This is a genomic window from Streptomyces sp. NBC_00096, from assembly GCF_045041305.1.
Lineage (GTDB): Bacteria > Actinomycetota > Actinomycetes > Streptomycetales > Streptomycetaceae > Streptomyces.
Genome location: NZ_CP108221.1, coordinates 3,907,329 through 3,927,715 on the forward strand (window position 1 = coordinate 3,907,329; position 20,387 = coordinate 3,927,715).

General features: G+C 70.7%; 15 protein-coding genes, 1 tRNA gene and 2 pseudogenes. 7 read left to right on the plus strand and 11 right to left on the minus strand.

Annotation, left to right across the window (positions count from 1 at the left end):
• Nucleotides 1-7 precede the first annotated feature (7 nt).
• From OG904_RS17220 to OG904_RS17235, 4 genes and pseudogenes are all read right to left on the minus strand, one after another.
• A pseudogene (locus OG904_RS17220) lies at nt 8-320 on the minus strand (SCO5918 family protein).
• A 49-nt stretch (nt 321-369) separates the two neighbouring features.
• A complete protein-coding gene (locus OG904_RS17225) occupies nt 370-774 on the minus strand; it encodes a CBS domain-containing protein (protein ID WP_405491868.1) in 405 nt (134 codons plus the stop codon).
• A gap of 46 nt (nt 775-820) precedes the next feature.
• The gene (locus OG904_RS17230) at nt 821-2,359 is read right to left on the minus strand and encodes a DEAD/DEAH box helicase (RefSeq protein ID WP_405491870.1); all 1,539 of its coding nucleotides are present in this window, start codon (nt 2,357-2,359) and stop codon (nt 821-823) included.
• A 321-nt stretch (nt 2,360-2,680) separates the two neighbouring features.
• The gene (locus OG904_RS17235; RefSeq protein WP_008734853.1) at nt 2,681-2,884 is read right to left on the minus strand and encodes a cold-shock protein; all 204 of its coding nucleotides are present in this window, start codon (nt 2,882-2,884) and stop codon (nt 2,681-2,683) included.
• 599 nt (nt 2,885-3,483) lie between these two features.
• Here OG904_RS17235 and OG904_RS17240 point away from each other — a divergent pair.
• Nucleotides 3,484-3,666 (plus strand): annotated as a pseudogene (locus OG904_RS17240) (hypothetical protein); the annotation flags it as partial.
• Nucleotides 3,667-3,958: 292 nt separating this feature from the next.
• Here the strand turns inward: OG904_RS17240 and OG904_RS17245 are convergent.
• The 3 genes from OG904_RS17245 to OG904_RS17255 all read right to left on the minus strand — a co-directional run bounded on the left by OG904_RS17245 (nt 3,959) and on the right by OG904_RS17255 (nt 5,239).
• The gene (locus OG904_RS17245; RefSeq protein WP_405491872.1) at nt 3,959-4,270 is read right to left on the minus strand and encodes a hypothetical protein; all 312 of its coding nucleotides are present in this window, start codon (nt 4,268-4,270) and stop codon (nt 3,959-3,961) included.
• A 91-nt stretch (nt 4,271-4,361) separates the two neighbouring features.
• Nucleotides 4,362-4,434, minus strand: a tRNA-Arg gene (locus OG904_RS17250).
• Nucleotides 4,435-4,627: 193 nt separating this feature from the next.
• Complete coding sequence (locus OG904_RS17255; protein ID WP_405491874.1) at nt 4,628-5,239, minus strand: hypothetical protein; 612 nt, start codon at nt 5,237-5,239, stop codon at nt 4,628-4,630.
• On the opposite strand from OG904_RS17255, the gene OG904_RS17260 reads away from it, so the two are divergent.
• The 4 genes from OG904_RS17260 (at nt 5,177) to OG904_RS17275 (ending at nt 13,671) form a co-directional block, all read left to right on the plus strand.
• Entirely contained in the window at nt 5,177-5,308 is a 132-nt protein-coding gene (locus tag OG904_RS17260; RefSeq protein ID WP_405491876.1) for a hypothetical protein, read from the plus strand. The two genes, OG904_RS17255 and OG904_RS17260, sit on opposite strands and share 63 nt — an antisense overlap.
• A gap of 22 nt (nt 5,309-5,330) precedes the next feature.
• Entirely contained in the window at nt 5,331-5,987 is a 657-nt protein-coding gene (locus OG904_RS17265; protein ID WP_405491878.1) for a contact-dependent growth inhibition system immunity protein, read from the plus strand.
• A 498-nt stretch (nt 5,988-6,485) separates the two neighbouring features.
• Nucleotides 6,486-13,100, plus strand: coding sequence for an RHS repeat-associated core domain-containing protein (locus tag OG904_RS17270; RefSeq protein WP_405491880.1), 6,615 nt, complete (start codon nt 6,486-6,488; stop codon nt 13,098-13,100).
• A gap of 100 nt (nt 13,101-13,200) precedes the next feature.
• On the plus strand, nt 13,201-13,671 hold the full coding sequence (locus tag OG904_RS17275; protein WP_405491882.1) for a hypothetical protein: 471 nt from the start codon (nt 13,201-13,203) through the stop codon (nt 13,669-13,671).
• Nucleotides 13,672-13,755: 84 nt separating this feature from the next.
• Here the strand turns inward: OG904_RS17275 and OG904_RS17280 are convergent, their stop codons facing one another.
• The 4 genes from OG904_RS17280 to OG904_RS17295 form a co-directional block, all read right to left on the minus strand.
• Nucleotides 13,756-14,460: a HEAT repeat domain-containing protein gene (locus OG904_RS17280; RefSeq protein WP_405491884.1), complete on the minus strand. Its 705-nt coding sequence runs from the start codon at nt 14,458-14,460 to the stop codon at nt 13,756-13,758.
• 8 nt (nt 14,461-14,468) lie between these two features.
• A complete protein-coding gene (locus OG904_RS17285) occupies nt 14,469-15,197 on the minus strand; it encodes a tyrosine-protein phosphatase (protein ID WP_405491886.1) in 729 nt (242 codons plus the stop codon).
• An 83-nt stretch (nt 15,198-15,280) separates the two neighbouring features.
• On the minus strand, nt 15,281-16,159 hold the full coding sequence (locus OG904_RS17290) for a zinc-binding dehydrogenase (RefSeq protein WP_405491888.1): 879 nt from the start codon (nt 16,157-16,159) through the stop codon (nt 15,281-15,283).
• 167 nt (nt 16,160-16,326) lie between these two features.
• A complete protein-coding gene (locus OG904_RS17295) occupies nt 16,327-17,607 on the minus strand; it encodes a M6 family metalloprotease domain-containing protein (RefSeq protein WP_405491890.1) in 1,281 nt (426 codons plus the stop codon).
• A 428-nt stretch (nt 17,608-18,035) separates the two neighbouring features.
• Here OG904_RS17295 and OG904_RS17300 point away from each other — a divergent pair, with 428 nt between their 5' ends.
• Nucleotides 18,036-18,704, plus strand: a complete 669-nt coding sequence (locus OG904_RS17300; RefSeq protein WP_405498078.1) for a TetR/AcrR family transcriptional regulator — start codon at nt 18,036-18,038, stop codon at nt 18,702-18,704.
• Nucleotides 18,705-18,799: 95 nt separating this feature from the next.
• Complete coding sequence (locus OG904_RS17305) at nt 18,800-20,335, plus strand: MFS transporter (RefSeq protein ID WP_405491892.1); 1,536 nt, start codon at nt 18,800-18,802, stop codon at nt 20,333-20,335.
• Nucleotides 20,336-20,387 lie beyond the last annotated feature (52 nt).

Below are 20,387 nucleotides of genomic sequence, written 5' to 3' on the forward strand. Positions count from 1 at the left end.
CCACCGGTCAGGCGGTGACGGGGGTGCCGAGCATCGCGGAGGCCCGCTGGAGGGCTGAGTACGCGTGTGGCCACGGCGGTCCGGGGGAGGCTTCCGCGGCAGGTGAAGCCGAGCTGGGTCATGGCGCGGAGGACTTCGCCGACGCTGAAGTCGCGGCGGTCCTGGCGGGTGATGACCTGGCCGACCTGCTTGACGGGGTAGGTGCGGCGGCCGATGATCACGGACTCGGCGATGACCTGCTCGGGCTTGATGCCCTTCATGGACTCCAGGACGCCCGTCTTGGTCAGGTCGAACGGGAAGCGGGCGATGACACAGCGCATGATGCCTCACAGCGAGAAGAGGGGAACGGTCCGGCCACGGTGAGGTGGGTCAGCGGGCGAGGGCGAGGACGCCCAGAGCGCTGCCTTGTTCATCGACGACAGGCAGGGCGGCGAGCTTGCGATAGCGCATCGCGTGCTCGGCCTCGGCCATCGCGGTCATGGGTGAGGTGAACGGCCCGCGGTCACCGAGGACATCGCGCAGCCGGAGCCGGTCGGTGTACGCGGCGCTGTCGCGGATGGCGCTGAGCCGCTCCCGCGTGATCAGCCCGGTGCAGAGGCCGTCCTCGTCGCAGACGAGCAGATGATCCGTGCGGGAACTGGCCGTGACGGCCAGGGCCACCTCGACGGTCATGTCGTCACAGACCTGAGGACCGGCCGCCTCCATGGCATCGTCCACCGTCCTGCGGACGAGGTCGGCGTGCGCGGAGCGGGGCTGCATCTGGACCAGCGTCAAAATCTGCCTCCTGCAGGGATGGGTCAGTTTCCTGATCAAGTTGTTCTCAGGCCGCCGCATCAAAGGCGGACTGCCGCGCGCTCGCGCGCCGGGCAGCCGAGGCGGGCCCGCGCCGGCCGCGGGAGGTCGTGCTGCGCTTGGGCCGCTCGGACACCGGTGCGGTGATGGTGACCGGGATGCCGGAGGGTACCTGCGCGCCGGTGATCCGGGTCAGAGCTTCGTCGCCGGAGCGGACCTGTGCGATCTGCGGGCTGATCCCGGCGGCCTGCATGAGGCGGGTCATGTCGCGGCGCTGGTTGGGGGTGACCAGGGTGACGACGCTGCCGGACTCGCCGGCGCGGGCGGTGCGGCCGCCGCGGTGGAGGTAGTCCTTGGGGTCGGTCGGCGGGTCCACGTTGACGACGAGGTCGAGGTTGTCGACGTGGATGCCGCGGGCCGCGACGTTCGTGGCGACCAGCACGCTCACGTGCCCCGTCTTGAACTGCGCGAGGGTCCGGGTGCGCTGGGGCTGGGACTTGCCGCCGTGCAGGGCCGCGGCGCGGACCCCGCTGCTGAGCAGGTGCTCGGTCAGCCTGTCCACGGCGTGCTTGGTGTCCAGGAACATGATCACGCGGCCTTCGCGGGCGGCGATCTCGGTCGTGGCGGCCTGCTTGTCGAAGCTCTGCACGTGCAGGACGTGGTGTTCCATCGTGGTGACCGCGCCCTGCGAGGGGTCGACGGAGTGCACGACGGGGTCGGTCAGGTAGCGGCGGACCAGCAGGTCGACGTTGCGGTCCAGCGTGGCGGAGAACAGCATCCGCTGGCCCTCGGGGCGCACCTGGTCGAGCAGCGCGGTGACCTGGGGCATGAAGCCCATGTCGGCCATCTGGTCGGCCTCGTCCAGGACGGTGATGGCCACCTGGTTCAACCGGCAGTCCCCGCGGTCGATGAGGTCCTTCAGACGTCCCGGGGTGGCGACGACCACTTCCGCTCCGCCGCGCAGCGCCTGTGCCTGCCGGTAGATGGGCATGCCGCCGACGACGGTGGCCATGCGCAGCTTGACCGCCCGGGCGTAGGGGGTGAGGGCTGCCGTGACCTGCTGGGCGAGCTCACGCGTGGGTACGAGGATCAGCGCGAGCGGCTGACCCGACTCGGCGCTCTGGCCGGCGGTACGGGCCAGCAGGGCGAGGCCGAAGGCCAGGGTCTTGCCGGAGCCGGTGCGGCCGCGGCCCAGGACGTCCCGGCCCGCGAGGGTGTTGGGCAGCGTGGCGGCCTGGATCGGGAACGGCGTGGCCATGCCCTCGCGGGTGAGCGTGGTGAGCAGCTGGGCAGGCATGGCGAGGTCGGCGAACGCCTCCACGGCGGGCAGCGCCGGGGTGATCGTCTTCGGCGGTGCGAACTCACCCTGGATCGCAGCGGGCCGACGACCATAGCCGCCCGAGCGGCTCGGACCACCGGAGCGGCTCGGACCACCGGAGCGGCTCGGGGCCGAAGAGCCGAAGCGACTGCCCCGGCTCGAACCGGAGCCGGCGCCGGAGCCGAAAGCGGGGCCGCCGGTGCGGCTGCGGGTGCGGGAGGAGCGCTCGTTCGTACGGGTGGGGTTCATGCGGAACCTTCCTTGATGCGGCACGTATCAAGGAAGGTTCCGCAGCGTAGGAGCGGCGCAGGGAATTGCGAGAACGGGCCGAATGGAATGCGAAAGCGGATCTTGCGGACAGGGAATCTGTACGGGATCAGACGCTGAAAAAAGGTGGCGCCATATGGGCGCAACAACCAAAACAATCCACTCGGGTTCGGCTTCGAAAGAGCCGGTCGGCCGAGTGTCTCCATGCTCGATACCGCGGGTGAACTCACCGCGGGAAATGCGTGCAGCTGGGGCCCGCACCCCGAGGGATGCGGGCCCCAGCTGCAGAACGCGTGTCAGCGCTTAGGCGGGAACGATGTTCTCGGCGGTCGGGCCCTTCTGGCCCTGCGCGATGTCGAAGGTGACCTTCTGGCCCTCGTTCAGCTCGCGGAAGCCCTGGGCGGCGATGTTCGAGTAGTGGGCGAACACGTCAGCGCCGCCACCGTCCTGCTCGATGAAGCCAAAACCCTTTTCCGCGTTGAACCACTTCACGGTACCAGCAGCCATGTCATATCTCCTTTGGGGCAATACACCAGCGACAGCACTGTGCGGACGCCGTGTCGCCGCGATGATGCCCCGCCCGGTAAAAGACCGGGAAATACAAAGCGCTTCCAGTGGAATGAATTCCGGTCTGGAGGCGCTTGAAGTTCTTGGGTACCAAAACTGCAACCGAGATCGACAGTAGCACGCTGCAGCAGCCTGTGTGTGTTGAATATTCCGGCCGCCGTGTTGCGGTAGAAACCCTCCCCGCTGGATCCGTTAAATCCTTGGTTCGCGGTGACAGATATTTACTCACCCCGACCGCAGCGTTTTTTGGTTGTTTGCCACCGGCTGCAGGAGGTGGCAGCGAAGTCGGCTGGTTGGAGGCGTGTTGGGGACAGGTTCGGACGTGGCGGACCGTTGGAGCGGTCCTCGCGGTGACGAAGCCCTGTGCGGCAACGAACGCGCCTCGGGAGGGGCTCGACCACCGGCGCCACTGGCTGTTCGGAGGCCCGACGGCGGCCGCCCCAGCAGGCCTTGCGGATGAGTGACACGCGGGCTCGTAGGGTCCGCGTAGACCGGAGGCTTTGCCCGCCGGGGCGCGGTGGAGAATGGAATTGCCTTCCATGTCGAAGCCTGACGAGCTGCTCTTGAACGTCGCCGCCCTGATGGAGTCCGGGCAGAGCAACCAGATGTCCCTGACCGTGGTCACCGGCGGTGCTGTCATCACCGGCCGGCCGGCCGGCCCCGAAGCCGAGTGGAGAGAACGGGTGCCGGAGGTGCTGACGGATTCCGCCCGCCTGGGCGAGCGGTCTTCTTGATCCTGCTCTTCGTGGCGGCCCTGGTCTACCTGGACATGCGCGGGCGTCGCTCCGGACGCCGGCGCATTCGCTGAGAAGGCCGGGCGACCATCTGTACCCGGTCTGTGCTGCGGAGATAGCGGTAGTTGACCGTCCGGGGCGGACGCAGGTCCTCGGTGACGTCCCCTTCGCCGCGGTGTCACAGGCTTTCGAGGCCCGGCTTCGCGGATGCGAGTGCCGGAGGCGCGCCAGGAGGGTCGTGGCGGCCGGCCGCTGAGTTTCCGCGCCTTGTAGCAGCTCGTCAGCCCGCGACGCGGGCTGCCCGCTCGCGGAGCTCTTGGGCCTCGGGGCTTCCGCTGTACCGGCGCAGCCGGACCCGCATGTCCAGGGCGTGGTGGAGGTGTTCTTCGGCGGCGTTGGCGAGGGTGGCTTCGTAGCAGGCGACGGCGCGCGGGCTGTCGAGGTTGCGGCCGTAGTCCACGCAGGCTTCGCCGAGCTGTACAGCCTCCGCTCGGTAGCCGAGGTCGACGCACTGCACTGCGAGGCCTCGGAGGGCCGTGGCGGACAGCTCGGGGTCGCAGGCTTCGGCGGGAATCCCGGAGCCCGCTGGCACGTCCGCTCACGCAAACGGCCCCGGACGCGGAGTCCGGGGCCGAATAGAGCGCCCTCCTGGAAGAAATCCCAGGTCAGCGACTTGCGTGTCGTGCCCTCGGCAGGATTCGAACCTGCGACACCCGCTTTAGGAGAGCGGTGCTCTATCCCCTGAGCTACGAAGGCGGGGATCTGTCGGAAAACGTGTCTAAAAGTCGGTCCAGGTAGACACGATGATCCAGACGGGCTTACCGGCAGCATGCGGAGGCCAGGCTGTGAGGCTGGGCCACCGCGGTCAGTGTAGCGGGTGGTGCATGATCCGCATTCGAGATAGACGGCTCCACGCGTTCCCAGGCGGTGGAGGTAGGGGGCAGGAGCGTCAGGCCGCGAGGGCGATGGCGTTCATGGCTCGGGTGACGGAGTTGCTGAGCCAGGCGGAGCCGATGTAGATCAGCAGAGCGGCGTTCGCTCCGTAGGCCGGGACCCGCTTGTGGGGGTACGCCTGGTCGAAGCGTGAGTGCTGGGACTCACTGTCCTGGCGGAAGCCCTTGAGGCGGCGGCCGGCGTGGGTGTCCGGTGGGACCTGTCGCAGGTGTTCGGTCCGGTTGAACTTCTGCCGGCTTGTTGACGGATCGATCTGCCGGTCCTCATCGGTCTCGTCGACCCGGATGCGCTCGGTGTGGATCCTGCGGGGGCAGTTGATGGTCACGCGGTGGTAGAAGCGGACCCTCTTGCCCTTCCTGTACTCGAGCTCCTCGACGGGTAGCGGCGTGTGGAGGGTGACGGTGCCGTCGTCGTTCAGCCGGCGCTCGCATACGCGGCCTTCGACGACGTAGAGGTCGTGCTGGCAGTCCTTGTAGGTGTAGCGCTCGAGGGACTCAGGAGCCAGCCCGCCGTGCTGGGTGGTGAAGACGACGAGGCCACCGGGATGAGTCTGACCCGGGAGAACTTCAAGCGCGGAACCGCCGCACAGTGGGTGAACGGAGTGCAAGTGGTCCTGAAACGCGACCCGTCTGCGGCGAGCGGCTACCGCATCCTCACTTCGTATCCCATTGCATAGCCCGAGAGTAAGGCGTGAACAGGTGACACCGTCGACCGATCGTTTTCGTGAGCTGCGCCAGCTGCTGCGCTCTTATGAAGTGACCGGCTTCATCTTCGATGACACGGAGGGCCGGCGTGGGGTTGCGCTCAGTGCCTACCTAAGGCAGGTCGCGTTCGATCCCGCGCGTGCAGCCGAGGCGGCAGCAGAGGTCGACGACCTCCTCGGGACAGGCCTGTTCAACGAAGAGATCGCGGATGACGTCGACCTCTTGCCTCACATCAACCCGCCCCACGGGAAGACGGTGGAGAGCTGTCTCGCCGTCATCGGCGGGCACCTCCGCCAGTTCCTCGCGGAGCCGGAGACTCCCTCTCAGTCGCCCCCGCAAACCGCATGGGAATGGAGAGAGCGCTTCCCCGGACTCCGAAACCTGTTGGCGGCGTACTTCCATCAAGATTTTTCGCTGGAGTATTCCTCGCACAGGGAGGCTCTGGACGACTACGTTTCGGACACTTCGGAAGACGAGATCCGGAGCGTGGCCGACGAGATCCACGACTTTCTGACGATCAACGAATCGGACCGGTCGCTCAAGGAGTCGGCGTCGACGCTGGGGCTCGGTGTTCTTCCGCCGCAAGGTGTGCGGCTGCGTCAATGGCTGGCGGACGTGCGGGAGATCGTTCTCCGCCAGTCCCAGGGATGAGCGGCGGGTAGTCGGTACGGCTTGGCGGGAGGGTGTCCTGTCGGGGTGCTTCCCGGCCGTCGGGGTGGTGAAGACCGTTGGGGCGGGCGGGAGTTGGTCGACGCTTGCCCGAACTTGCGGGAGATCTTTACCGTTCGACAAATCTCATACGCCCCAATTGCCACAAGTCCCGGGTGCTCTAATGATCTGGGGGTCGCGGCCCCCGGAGCCCCCCCCCGGAGCCCCCCCCGGAGCCCCTCTCCACCCCCCGTCCCCGTCCCCAACGCACCCCGTCTCGCCCCCGCCGCAGCGCACGTCCCCTTCGTACCGGCCTCGTGGCCGTTCACAGGTTCCCGCCGTCCGGCCGGTGTCCCGGTTCGGAGCAGGCCGGGATTCGCCGTGCTGGTGGATCCAGCGCGGTGCGTGGGGTGCGCACTGTGCGCACCCCGAATTCGGGGAGTTTTCGTGTTGCGATATAGATGGCCAAAGCTGGGCATACCGGGGACGGCGCTCCTGGCCATGTCCCTGCTGGCGGTCACGCCGGCCCCGGCCTCCGCGGCCTCCGGCCCGGCGGTGGGTGCGAAGGCGTCCGGCGCGCAGGCGTCGCCCGCCGAGTCGGCGGGTCCGGCGGCCGATGTGCTGGTCAACGGGTGGGGTGACAGTGCCGGTTACCACCTGTCGGTGGGTACCGGCGCCGGTGGTTACGCGTGGCGCGAGCTGGCGGTCGTACGGCCGGGGGGCATCGACGACGCCTCGTGGACGGGGTATCAGTGTGTGTCCGGTGACGGGCGTTTCGCGGCGGTGACGGTTCTGCCGTCGTCCGCCGTCAACCGGGCCGAGGCCCGTGACCACGGTGCGTTCGCGTACTCGGTCGATCTGAAGAGCGGCGCGGTCAAGCCGGTGGCCAGCGGTGTGGCGATGAAGTACCACTCGCCGGGCTGCGGTCTGGGCGCGGATGCGACGTTCGTGGTCAACCCGGGTGAGAACCAGCGCAGTACGCAGGTCCTGTCGGTGGATCTGACGACCGGCAGGATCCGCAGCACGGTGACCGTGCAGGGGCAGGTGACCTCCGTGGTCCCCACCTCCGAGGGCCCGGTCGGCGTGATGGGTGCTGATCTCGTACGGATTCCCTCGCCCGTGTCGGGCCCCGTGACCCCGAAGGTGCTCGCGAAGGTCGATGGTGACGCGTACGACCTGCGGCCCGGGGCCGGCGGGACGGTGGACTTCGCGGTCCAGTCCGAGCGTGCCGAGCCGTCGAAGCTGATGCGGCTGCGCTCCGGGAAGGTGTCGTCCCTGGGGCAGGGTCCCAAAGAGTCGCTGCGTCTGATGCAGGGCCGCTCCGGCCACTCCATCGCGGTCGGCGCCAGTGAGGTCGTCTCCGGCTCCGGGATCACCGAGGCCCAGTCCAAGGGGCTGCCGAACGGCGTCTCCGCGGCTTCCCTCGACGGCGGCGCCCTGATCGGCGACGGCCAGGACACCACCCCGGACGCGCCCCTGGTCCTGGCCACCAAGGACGCCCGGCTGCTGAACCGCCCGGCGGCGAAGCCGTCCAGGAGCGCGGTCACCACCCTGCCGGCCCCGCTGACCCTGCCGGTCATCCCGCCCCCGCAAGGAGCGAAGCCCGCCGCTGCCTCCGCCGCTGCCGCCGCCTCCGCCGGTGCCTCCGCCGGTGCCGCGCCCGGTGCGGGGTCCGGCATCCAGTGGATGAAGGAGTCCGCTCCCGCGGCCACCCCGATGGCGGTGGCTGCCGCGCAGACCACCCCCAAGTGCGCGGTGGACCGGCTCGCGGAGAACCGCCAGGTCATGCAGCCGGGTACGGCGCAGGTCTCCTGGGCCGTCCAGATGGCCGAGCAGGGCCTGCTGACGGGCTCGGCCTACACCCGCCCGGCCGGTTACGCGAACCTGGGCCTGGCGGCGTACGCCCCGAACGGTGACTTCGGCCGGATCGTGCTCAAGCACCCGGCGGGGGACACCTTCGACTCGGTGCCCCGCTCCCTCTACCAGGCGATCGTCGCGCAGGAGAGCAACTTCAGCCAGGCTTCCTGGCACGCCCTGCCCGGTATCGCCGGCGGCGCCCTGGTGGGCGACTACTACGGTGCCGGCGGCTCGATCACGCACATGGACTACGCGAAGGGCGACTGCGGCTACGGCCTCGGTCAGGTCACCAGCGGCATGTCCAAGGGCGACACCACGTACTCGGTGAACGGCCAGACGAAGATCGCGGTCGACTACCAGGAGAACGTCTCCGCGGGTCTGCAGATCCTGGAGAAGACCTGGAACCAGCTCTACGACGCGGGCATCACCGTCAACGGCGGCAACCCGCGCTACCTGGAGAACTGGTACCTGGCCGCCTGGGCGTACAACTCCGGCGTCCAGCCCACCGCGGCCTTCGGCAACACGACGGGCTGCGTTCCCAGCCCCACCTGCGTCGGAGCCGACGGCACCTGGGGCCTGGGCTGGGCCAACAACCCGGCCAACCCCGACTACCCGCCGGTCCGCGCCCCCTACCTGCGCTCCTCCTACGCGGACGCCTCGCACCCGGCGAGCTGGCCGTACCAGGAACGCATCATGGGCTGGATGGGCCAGCCCATCCTGCGCTTCACCGAGCTGGGGTACGCCAGGCCCGACTACCACGGCGGCAAGACCTGGCTGCAGATCCCGCCGGTCGGCTCCTTCTGCACGACCGACAACAAGTGCGACCCGACGGGCGCGCAGAACCCGAAGAACTGCACCCTGGCCAGCCTCCAGTGCTGGTGGCACTCGCCGGTGACCTTCATCCCCGACTGCGCCACCACCTGTGCGACCAGCGCGTACACGGCGGCGGCCGGATCGACCGAACCGGCCATGGTGGCCCCGCACCCGCACCCGCCGACCTGCTCGCTGGATTCGGCCAAGGTGGGGAACGCGGGCTACGGCGCGCCGATCATCGTCGACGAATCGCAGAGTCAGCCACCGCTGAACCGGGCGGGCTGCGGATCGTCCAACTGGTCGCAGGGCGGCACGTTCACGTACTCCTACGGAACGAACGCCGCGGGCGATCCGATCGGCGCCCTGGACACCCACCAGCTGGGCGTCGGCTTCGGCGGGCACGTGCTGTTCACGCACACGGAGGACGGCTCCAACCCGGACGAGATCAACACCGGTACCTGGACGCCCAACCTGCCCAAGCTCCAGTACTACAAGATCAAGCTGCACTTCCCGGCGACGTCCGCCTCCGCGACCAACGTGGTCTACACGATCAACCCGGGTGGCGGGGTGAGCCCGTGGAAGATCCGGGTGAACCAGGACTGGGGATCCGAACAGTGGGTCACCATCGGCACGTTCGCCATGCAGAACGGCGGCAACGTCAAACTCACCAACAAGAGTGACATCACCGGCTCCGGCAACATCAACTACGCGGACTTCGACGTCGCGTACGACTCCGTCGCCTTCATCCCGATGGGCGGCACCCCCGGTCAGCCGATCGGCGGGCCCCCCGGCGTCAAGGACGCGCCCAAGGGCAGCAACCCGTCCTGGGTGCAGTGCGGCTGCGTGCGCCGTACCGCCGGTGACCCGGTGGACACCAGCACCGGCTACTTCGGCGAGACCGTCACCGACCTGACGACCCCCGGACGCGGCGCGGCGCTGAACTTCTCGCGCACCTACGCCTCCGCGCTGGCCAGCCCGGCGGGCCCGAACGCGGCCCTGGCCGTCAACGGCCCCTTCGGCTGGGGCTGGACGTACTCCTACAACCTCGCCGCCGCCACCGACGGCCCGACCGGGAACGTCACGGTCAAGCAGGAGGACGGCTCCCAGGTCACCTTCGTCAACACGGCCGGCAGCTACGCGCCGTCCGCGCCGCGCTACAACGCGACGCTGACCAAGAGCGGTTCGACCTACACCTTCACCCGCAAGTCGAAGGAGGTCTTCACCTTCGACACCGCCACCGGGCACCTGCTCTCGGCGACCGACCCGGCCGGCGCCAAGGCCACCCCGCCCTACGCCACGACGATGGCGTACAACGGCTCCGGCCAGCTGTCCACGATCACCGACCCGGGCGGTCGCGCGTACACGCTGACCTGGACCGGAACCCACATCACGGGCCTGTCCGACACGGCCGGCCGCAAGGTCACCTACGGCTACGACGCCGGCGGCAACCTCACCGACGTCTACGGCGCGGGCACCACGCGCACCCCGGTGCTCAAGGACGACGACCACGCCACCTTCGGCTACGACGCCGCCCACCTGATGACCTCGATGCGCAAGCCCGCGCAGTTCGGCTCCACGGCCACCCCCACCCCGGTCACCGGCAACGTGTACGACGCCTCCGAGCGCGTCACCAAGCAGACCGACCCGCTGGGCGGCGTCACCGTCTTCGAGTACGGTCCGGACGGCACGGGCCTGACGGCCGGGCAGACCCGGGTCACCGACCCGGTGGGCCACAAGACGCTCTACACCTACCAGAGCGGCATGCTGACCTCCGAGACCCGCGGGTCCGGCACCGCCGAGGCCGGGACCTGGACGTACACCTACGACCCGATCAGCATGGGCATGACCTCCTCCAGCGACCCCAACGGCAACCTCGAGACGTTCGCCTACGACGACCACGGCAACCAGATCTCCAAGAGCGACGCCCGCGGGTTCACCACCAGCTACGTCTACGACGACAGTGACCAGCTGATCACCACCGTCGACCCCGCCGGCCTGCGCACCGACCGCGGCTACGACGAGAGCGGGCACATCACCGCGCCGGGCAGCGGATTCGGTCTGCTCACCAGCACCACGACGCAGCCGGCCGACGGCAGCGCGCCCGCCCGGGTGAGCGGCACGTACTACGAGGACGCGGCCCATCCGGCGGACCTCACCCGGAGCGTCGACGCCCGGGGAAACACCACCCTGATCACCTATGACGCGAAGGGCAACCTCGCCGGCAGCACCGACCCCGAAGGCAACAAGACCCTGTACGGCTTCGACGCCGACCGGAGTCTGATGACCTCGTCCGTCTCGCCGGCCGGCACGGCGGCGGGCACCACGCCGGGGTGCACCCCGCCCGCCAAGGGCTGCACCTCCTTCTCGTACGACGCCTGGGGTCACCAGACCAGGACCGTGGACCCGTTGGGCCGCACGACCTCGGCGGTCTACGACGCCAACGGCAACCAGATCTCCTCGACGGACGCCAACAACCACACCACGGTCAACGGCTACGACGCCGTCGACCAGAAGACCACCGTCACCCGCCCGGACACCACGAGGACGCAGACCGTCTACAACGGCGACGGCACCGTCGCCAGGACGATCGACGCCGCGGGCGTCGCGACCCTCTACGGCTACGACGCCCAGAGGCGGCAGACCAGCCGGACCGACCCGGGAGGCCGGGTGACGGCCGCCGCCTACGACACCGCGGGCAACCTGCTGACCACCACCGACCCGCAGAACCGGGTCACGACGTACGCCTACGACCCTGCCGGAAAGCCGGTCTCGGTCACGTACTCCGACGGCACCACCCCGAACGTCACGGCGATCGGCTACAACCCGGCCGGGCTCCGTACGGCCATGACCGACGGCACGGGCACCACGACCTGGGCCTACGACGTCTTCGGCGAGCTGACCTCGCAGACCAACGGCGCGGGCGCCGCCACCACCTTCGGCTACGACGCGGGGGGCAACCAGACCTCCCTCGTCTACCCGGGAGGCACGGGCCGCACCGTCACCCGCACCTTCGACAAGGACAACCGGCTGACCGGACTGCAGGACTGGAACACCAGGACCACCGGCTTCGGCTACGACGCCGACAGCCACTGGAACTCCACCACCTACCCCAACGGAACCGTCGCCACCAGCGGATGGGACGACGCCGGGCGCCTCTCGTCCGACACCCTCAAGAAGGGCACGACGACCCTCGCCGCTCTCACCTACACCCGTGATCTCGCCGGCCAGCTCAACGGCGAGACGCCCACCGGCGTACCGGGCAGCGCCCAGACCTTCGGGTACACGGCGCGCGACCAGCTGAAGACCGCCACGGCCGGGTCCACGACCACCGGATTCGGCTACGACGCCGCGGACGATCCGACCCAGGTCGGGACGGCCAACCAGGTCTTCGACACGTCGGGCCGGCTGTGCTGGTCCACCACGGGCACGGCACCGGTCAACCCGGCCTGCGCCGCCCCGGCCTCCGGGGCCACCACCTACACCTACGACCCCCAGGGCAACCGCACCAAGGCCACCACCGGGGCCGGCGCGGTCACCTCGTACGGCTACGACCAGGCCGACCGCCTGACCACGGCCACCACCGGCGGCGCCACGGCGACCTACCGCTACGACGGCAACGGCCTGCGCGCCTCCAAGACGGCGGGGGGCACCACCACCGCCTTCGCCTGGGACGGAGAGGAGAACCCCGACCTGCTCTACGACGGGACCACGAGCTACCTCTACGGTCCCGAGCAGGCTCCCGTCGAGCAGATCTCCGCGGCCGGCACCCAGTGGTACTTCCACGACCAGATCGGCTCCACCCGCGCACTGACCGACACCACCGGCGCGGTCACCTGCACGTACGGCTACACGCCCTTCGGCACGGTCAGCGGCCACACCGGAACGGCATCGACCGCCCTGCAGTACACGGGCCAGTACACCGACACGGAGACCGGACTGCTCTACCTCCGCGCCCGCTACTACGACCCGTCCACGGCTCAGTTCCTGAGCGTGGACCCGCTCGTGTCGCAGACGCTCAGCGCGTACGGGTACAGCGTGAACAACCCGCTCAACTTCACCGACCCGAGCGGTCAGTGGAGCCTCGGCGGGTTCATCCACAAGCACGCGGCCGTCATCTCGCACATCAACGCCATCGCGACCGCCGTCACGGCTGTCGCGGCAGTGGTGGGAACGGTCTGCACGGTGCTGACCTCGGGAGCGTGCGCGCCCGTCGCCGCGGCGGTCTTCTGGGTGAGCTACGCCGTGATGATGACGACGCAGGTCGCGCTCAACTACGACAAGTGCAAGTACGGAACCGGCTGGGACTGCGCGGAGTCCACGGCCTTCACGATCGGTGACGCGGCGGCCGGCGGCACGGCCGGAGTCGTCACCAAGTTCCGTGGTCTGCTGCCCGTCAAGATGGAACAGACGGTCAACAACATGCGGAAGATCTGCGGTTTGGACTAGCCGATCCGACGGCGGGGTCCCGGACCCCGTTCCAGGGACCCCGCCGTCCTCCCCTCCCCGTCCCCACCGTCCTCAACCACCAAAGGAATCCGGCACCAGCATGTCCTCCGATGCCCCCGATGGCGAGAGTCTTTCCGTCCGTCCCGACCTGCGCCTGCTCTGCCTGCCCACCGTGCCCCTGGGAGTGCTGACGCTCCTGCGCGCCTTCCAGGGCGGCTTCGGTGCGTCGTCGCTCTGGTGGCTCGCCCTGGGCGCGGTCGTGATCGCGTCCCCCTTCGTTCTCTCCCGGGCCCTGGCCGTCACCGTGACCGCCGAGCACATCGACATCCGCAAGGGCTGGTCGACCAGGCGGCTGCGGACCGCCGACCTGCGGGCCGTCCGGGTGGAACACCCCAAAGGCCGGCGCCAGGTGTACGCGGCCCACTTCGGGCAGGAGGGAGAACCCGAGGTCGAGGTCGGGCTCACGGCGATCCGGCCCGGCGAGCGGCGAGCGCTCATCGAGGCGATCCGTTCCTCGGTCGGCCACGGCGTTCTACAAGACACCGAGGCCCTGCGGGAGTTCCTCGGCTGAGTCCAGGACGCGGAGAGCCACACCCCGTGCCCCCGTCCGGCGGTTTCCGCCGGGCGGGGGCACGGGGCCTTTCCAGGACCCCCCTCAGAGGTCTCCGGCGGCCAGCTGCGCCGCCCGCCGGGCATCCCCGCCGGCGCGGACCAGCAGGGCGTCCGCGTCCCACGTGACCTCGCCGCGTCCGGGGGTGATGAGCAGCAGCGTCAGGTTCGCCTCGAAGCGCGAGGCGTACAGGGCCGCGCCGGCCTCGGGCAGCAGGGCGCAGACCGCCTCCAGCAGCGCGCACGCCGCGGCATCGCGGCGCTCCCGGGCGGCCGGGTCGCAGGCCGCGAGGGCCTCGCCGACACCGGGATCCGCCGGGTCGTACTTGTTCAGCGAAGGCAGCAGCCCCGGATCGCCGAGCACCGCCGCCGCGTTGAACGTCTGGACGTACGCCGTCGGTTCGTCGAGCAGTGCCGCGAGCAGCGCGACGGAGCCGGGATCCCGCCGCACGGCGAGGCCGCGTACGGCTTCCTCGCGGGTCTCCGGGTCCGTGTCGTCGACGCGCCGCCACAGGGCCGCCCTGATGTCCGGGCCGTCCACCTCGGCGAGCTGGCCCAGCGCGAAGGTGGCCTGCTCGCGGACGTACGCCTCCTCGTCGGAGGTCAGCCGGACCAGGGCCGCCAGCACGGGGTCGCCCGCCTCGCCGGACAGTGCTCCGGGCAGCTCGCTCGACACCTCGGCACGGATGTCGGGGTCCTGCGCGGCCGCCCGGGCGATGAGGGCGGAGGTCTGCGGCGCGTCCGTGGCCACGGAGCCCGTCAGCCGGTCAGGAAGCGGGTGCGCAGCCGCTCCGTCGTGGCCGGGGTGATGCCGACCCGGTCCGTGAGGTAGGCCCGGACCGAGCCGTGGCGGGCGGCGAGGTCGGCCAGGGTCAGGCGCAGGATCTCGGCGGGGGCGCGGCCGTACGAGGGCCAGCGCATGGTGCGGCCGGGGTTGGCGGTGTGCCAGTCGGCCGTCAGGCGGGCGGTGGCCAGCTCCGTCAGGGCGAAGTCGACAAGGATCTGCTCCTCGTCGACGCCGAGGAGGGTCAGGACGAGCGCCGCGATCAGGCCGGTGCGGTCCTTGCCCGAGGTGCAGTGGAACACCGCCGGGCCCGGGCCTTCGGCGAGCAGCTCGATCGCGGCCCGGATCTCCGCCACGCCGTCCTCGGCGACCTCGGCGAACCGGTCCGCGAGGAAGCGCCACGGATCGGTGTCCGGGTCGATCTCCGCCTGGTCGTAGGGCCGGTGCTCGATGCTGAGGTTGGCGTACGTGAACCGCTCGGGCTCCGGTATCCGGCCCTTGGCCTCGATCTCCCACGGGTAGCGCAGGTCGATGACCGTGCGGACGCCGAGTTCCAGGAAGCGGTCCCAGTCGGCTCCGTCGAGCTTGCCGAGCGAGTCCGCGCGGTAGAGGGCGCCCCAGGCGACGGTGGAGCCGTCGTCCGTGCGGTAGCCCCCGAGATCGCGGAAGTTGTGCAGCCGCTCGAACTCGATGTGGCGGTTCATGGATGGGGTCCCCCCGCTCGATCCGGTGTCCGGCCCCACCCTGCCACGCGGCCCCGCCGCGCTCCCGATCGCGCCCTCCCGCCCTAGTGCCGCGGGAAGACGATGACCGGCTTGATCATGCCCGGTTCCCGGGCGGCGAGCCGGGTGAAGGCCTCGTCGACGCGGTCGAAGGGGAACTCGTGGGTGGTGATCACCGTCGGGTCCACCAGCCCCTCGCCGATCAGCCGCAGGGCCCGCGCGAGCCGCGCGCCGCTGCTGCGGGGCGGCCGGCAGCGGGCGTACGTGATCCGCCCGCCGCCGGAGAGTCCCGCGCGGGCGGCCGTCGCGGCGGCGGGCGCGGCCGTCGCCATGATCGCGCGGTCGGCGCCGGCGCCCCCGGTGAGCTCCAGGATCCGCTCGGTGGTGTCCTCGTAGGCCGGGTCGATCACCACGTCCGCCCCGAACCGCAGGGCGAGGCGCTGGCGCTTCATCTCCGGTTCGACCGCGATCACGCGCGCCCCGCGCAGCCGGCCGGCGGCGATGGTGGCGCCGAGCCCGACGGCGCCCTGGCCGAAGACGACGACGCTCGCGCCCGGCGGCGGCCCCGACTCCTCGGCGGCGGCGAAGCCGGTGGGGAGCGCGCCGGCCGCGTAGAGGGCCTGGTGGTCGGAGATGGCGCGGGGGAGCGGGACCAGCCCGGCCCCGGCCGCCGGGGCGCGGAAGAACTCGGCGAGCCGCCCGTGGCCCTCCACGCCGACCCGCCGGCCGACGTAGGACGGGCAGACCCCGGGGCCGATGCCCTCGACGACGCCGACGGCCTCGTGGCCGAGCCCGGTGGGCGCCCCGGCGGCGAGGTGCCCGTCCCAGGCGCAGATGAGCGCGGCCGTGGTGCGCACGAGGACCTCGCCCGGCCCGGGCTCGGGGACGGGCCGGTCCATCACGGCGGGCGGCTCGCCGGTCCGGCGCAGCGCGAAGGCCTTCACGAGTCTCCTTACTACGTCGTCACACGGCTTGGCCTTCAACCCTCGCCGTACGGACGCGGTCCGGCGGGGGGCCGTAGGTCGCTATCCGGCGGGCCGGTCGTCAGTACTTCGGGCCGCTGCTCGTCACTTCGGGCCGCTGCTCGGCCCGTCCCCGAGCCCGGTGGGGCTCAGGGGCGGGTGACCCGGACCTGGTAGCTGCCGTTGCGCAGTTCGCCCACGACCGAGACGCTGATGCCCGCCTTCTCGTCGGTGAAGGTCTCGCCCGGGCGGAACGGCGCGTCCGAGAGCTCCGCGTGCACGTTGGGCCGCCGGGTGCAGCCGCCGCTCGCGCCGGAGCTGTCGGAGACGGTGACGGGCCCGCGGCCGGTGTCCACCTCGGAGTCCACCTTGTAGATGAGGACCCCGGGCTTGCAGACGGCGTCGTCGTTCCCGGCCCGGGTGCGCACCTCCACGGCGTATCCGGCGCTCTCCGAGACGGGGATGAACGCCAGCTTGGTGCCGCCCCCGACGGCCAGCGGGCTCAGCACGTGGTCGCTGACCCCGGATTTCCCGGCGCAGCTGATCTGGGCGCTGTCGAGCCAGCCCAGCTTCCACTTGTGCCATCCCAGCAGGTCGTTGTTGGCGCCCCAGTCCTCGCTCATGACGTCCCAGTGGCCCACCGTGCCGCCGCCGTCGGCGGTGTAGAGGTCGGGCAGTCCGAAGATGTGCCCGTTCTCGTGGGGGAGCACCCGGTAGCCCGTCTCCTGGTAGGAGCCCGAGCCGTCGTCCTGGCGGCTGAAGACGAAGGAGGTGTTGGCGAGCGGGACACCGTCGGCCATCGGGGCCTCGCCGTTGCCGGAGAAGGTGACGGAGAGGACGGTGTCGAGGGCGGAGGGCCCCGCGTTCGGCGTGACCAGGATATTTATCAGGTCATACCGGGAGAAATCGACCTCGGCGTCGGCGGCCTTGATGATGTGTTCGACGAGCTGGCGGTAGCCCGGGTCGTACGCGGAACCCCGCTCGATCCCGTACGACGCGAACGGCATCGGCATCCGCAGCCAGTTCTTTATCGGCGCCTCGGCCCGGTAGGTCAGCCGCCCGTAGGAGCTGGTGCGGAACCAGTCGGAGGTCTTCGGGAAGAACTCCGCCAGCCGGTCGGCCGCCGTGCCCTCGCCCTTGGCGTCGGGGAAGTCGATCATCAGGTTCAGCGCCCGGACCTCACCGGTCGAGCGCGCGTACCCCGGTGCGGTCGGCAGCCCCTCGGACATCTGCACGCCCATCGCGCCCGCGATCCGGCAGGGCGCGAGCATCGACTCGACGGTGGTCGCGGCCACCGGCCCGGCCGCCGAGTGGTTGCGGCTGGATATGCCCGCGCTCGCGGTCGCCGTGACGCCGAGGGCCAGCGCGGTGATGCCGATGTAGGCGCTGGTGCGGCTTGGCTTGCGTATCCGGTGGCGCGTCTGCGGCATGGAGATCGGCCTTCGGGTCCGCGGCAGCCGGCCGGGTCCGGACTGCGCTCTGTGGGCTCACCCTCCGACGGCGGGGGCGGGCCCGCGCGCCGGGAGCGGCCAAACGGGAGCAAGCGGCCCGGAGTGGTGTGACCCAGGTCACACGGGAGGGTGAAATAAGCGGGGACCTCTTCCCCGTTTGAACCAGAGTCCCCATGAACCGGGGAGCCGCTCCCCGTTTCGAGCGGACCCACGACCCACCTGCCAGGGAGTCCCGGATGAAGAGCCCCGCCACCACCGATCCGGCGGCCCTGCCCGTACCGGACCCGGAGGCTGCCCTCGACCTCGCGGCGCCGGGGGCCGTGACGGGCCTGGGCGCGGGTGCGGGTGCGGGCGGCAGTACGGCCAAGGGCAAGGTCGCCCGCGCGGCCGCGCCCACCGCGCCCACCGTGGCCAACGCGCCCACCGGGCCCGCGGCCGCCGCCGCGGACGGCAGGGTGCCGCGTCCGCGCGCCGACGCCGTCCGCAACCGCGAGCGCATCCTGACCGCCGCCCGTGACGTCCTCGTGGAGTTCGGCCCCGCGGCCCCCCTCGACGAGATCGCCCGCCGGGCCGGCGTCGGCAACGCCACGCTCTACCGGCACTTCCCCGACCGGCCGACCCTGGTCCACCACGTCGTGCTGTTCGGCATGGACCGGGTGACCGGACTGGCCCTCGACTCGCTGGCCGGGGAGCCGGACGCCTTCGCCGCCCTGTGCCGCTTCACGCACGCGGCGGCGGACGAGCGGATCGGCGCCCTGTGCCCCATGCTCTCCAGCGACTTCGACCACGACCACCCCGAACTCCTGGCCTCCCGCGAGGCCTTGGAGGAGGCCGTCGAGGCCCTGCTGGGCGCCTGCCGGACCTCCGGGCTGGTGCGCACGGACGTCGGCGTCGGCGACCTGATGATCGCGCTGTCCCAGCTCAGCCGCCCCCTCCCGGGTACGGCCTGCTTCGACGCGGACATCTTCGTCCACCGCCATCTGCAGCTGTTCCTCGACGGGTTGAGGGCCCCGGCCCGCTCCGAACTGCCGGGCTCGGCGACCACGCTGGCGGACCTGAGGCGGAAAACCATGTGACGCCCCGGGTCGCGCCCGTTAGCGTCGTGAACTCGCCCTAAACCGGCATAGAACCTTCCTTTTCAGTCGTCTCGCACCATGAAGTGGGTACCCCCATGTCCAAAACAGCCGCGAACCCGCCGCTGGCTGCCGCCGACCCCAGCCGCTGGAAGGCCCTGGTCTTCATAGCCCTGGCGCAGCTGATGGTCGTCCTCGACGCCACCATCGTGAACATCGCCCTCCCCTCCGCCCAGGCCGACCTCGGCATCTCCGACGGAAACCGCCAGTGGGTCATCACCGCGTACGCGCTGGCCTTCGGCGGACTGCTCCTCTTCGGCGGCCGCATCGCCGACAAGTGGGGCCGCAAGAACGCCTTCATCACCGGCCTCGCCGGCTTCGCCCTGGCCTCCGCGCTGGGCGGCGCCGCCCAGGGCGAGGCGATGATGCTGGGCGCCCGCGCCCTGCAGGGCGCCTTCGGCGCACTGCTCGCACCGGCCGCGCTCTCGCTGCTGGCCGTCATGTTCACCGACGCCAAGGAGCGCGCCAAGGCCTTCGGCATCTACGGTGCGATCGCCGGTGGCGGTGGCGCCGTGGGCCTGATCCTCGGCGGCTTCCTCACCGAGTACCTGAACTGGCGCTGGACGTTCTTCGTCAACATCCCGTTCGCGATCATCGCCGCCGCCGGCGCCTGGATGATCATCCGTGAGCCGGCCGGCGGCCGTAACCGCGCACCGCTCGACATCCCCGGCGTGCTGCTGTCCACGAGCGGCCTGGTCGCCCTCGTCTACGGCTTCACCCGCGCCGAGTCGGCCGGCTGGTCGGACGCGCTGACCGTGGGCATGTTCGTGGCCTCCGTGGTCCTGCTCGCCTCGTTCGTCTTCGTCGAGTCCCGCACGACCCACCCGCTGCTCCCGCTGCGCGTCCTGCTGGAGCGCAACCGCGGCGGCGTGTACCTCTCGCTGGGCCTCGCCGTCATCGCGATGTTCGGCCTGTTCCTCTTCCTCACCTACTACCTGCAGGTCGTGAAGGGCTTCTCGCCCGTCAAGACCGGCTTCGCCTTCCTCCCGATGATCGCGGGCATGATCACCGGCTCCACGCAGATCGGCGCCCGCCTCATGACGCGGGTTCCGCCGCGCCTGCTGATGGGCCCCGGCTTCATGATCGCCGCCAGCGGCATGCTGCTGCTGACGCAGCTGGAGGTCGGCTCCTCGTACCCGGCGCTGATCCTTCCGGCGCAGCTGCTGCTGGGCCTCGGCATGGGTACGGCGTTCATGCCCGCCATGTCCCTGGCCACGTACGGGGTGAACCCGGCCGACGCCGGTGTCGCCTCCGCGATGGTCAACACCTCGCAGCAGGTGGGCGGCGCGATCGGCACCGCCCTGCTGAACACGATCGCCGCCTCCGCGACGACCGCGTACCTGACCGACCACGCGGCCCAGGCCGCGGCGGGCGGCTCCGCGGCCAAGCTGATCCAGGCCCAGGCCATGGTGGAGGGCTACTCCTCCGCGATCTGGTGGGCCGTCGGCATCCTGGTGGCCAGCTCGCTCATCGCCCTGACCCTCATCACCACGGGCCGTCCGGGCGCCGGCGGCCCGGTTGCCGAGGGCGTGGACTCCGACGCCGACGTGAAGGTCCCGGTGATCGCCCACTGACCCGGTCCGGGCCCCGGCCGGGGTTGCGGGAATGACTGAAGACCCCGCATCG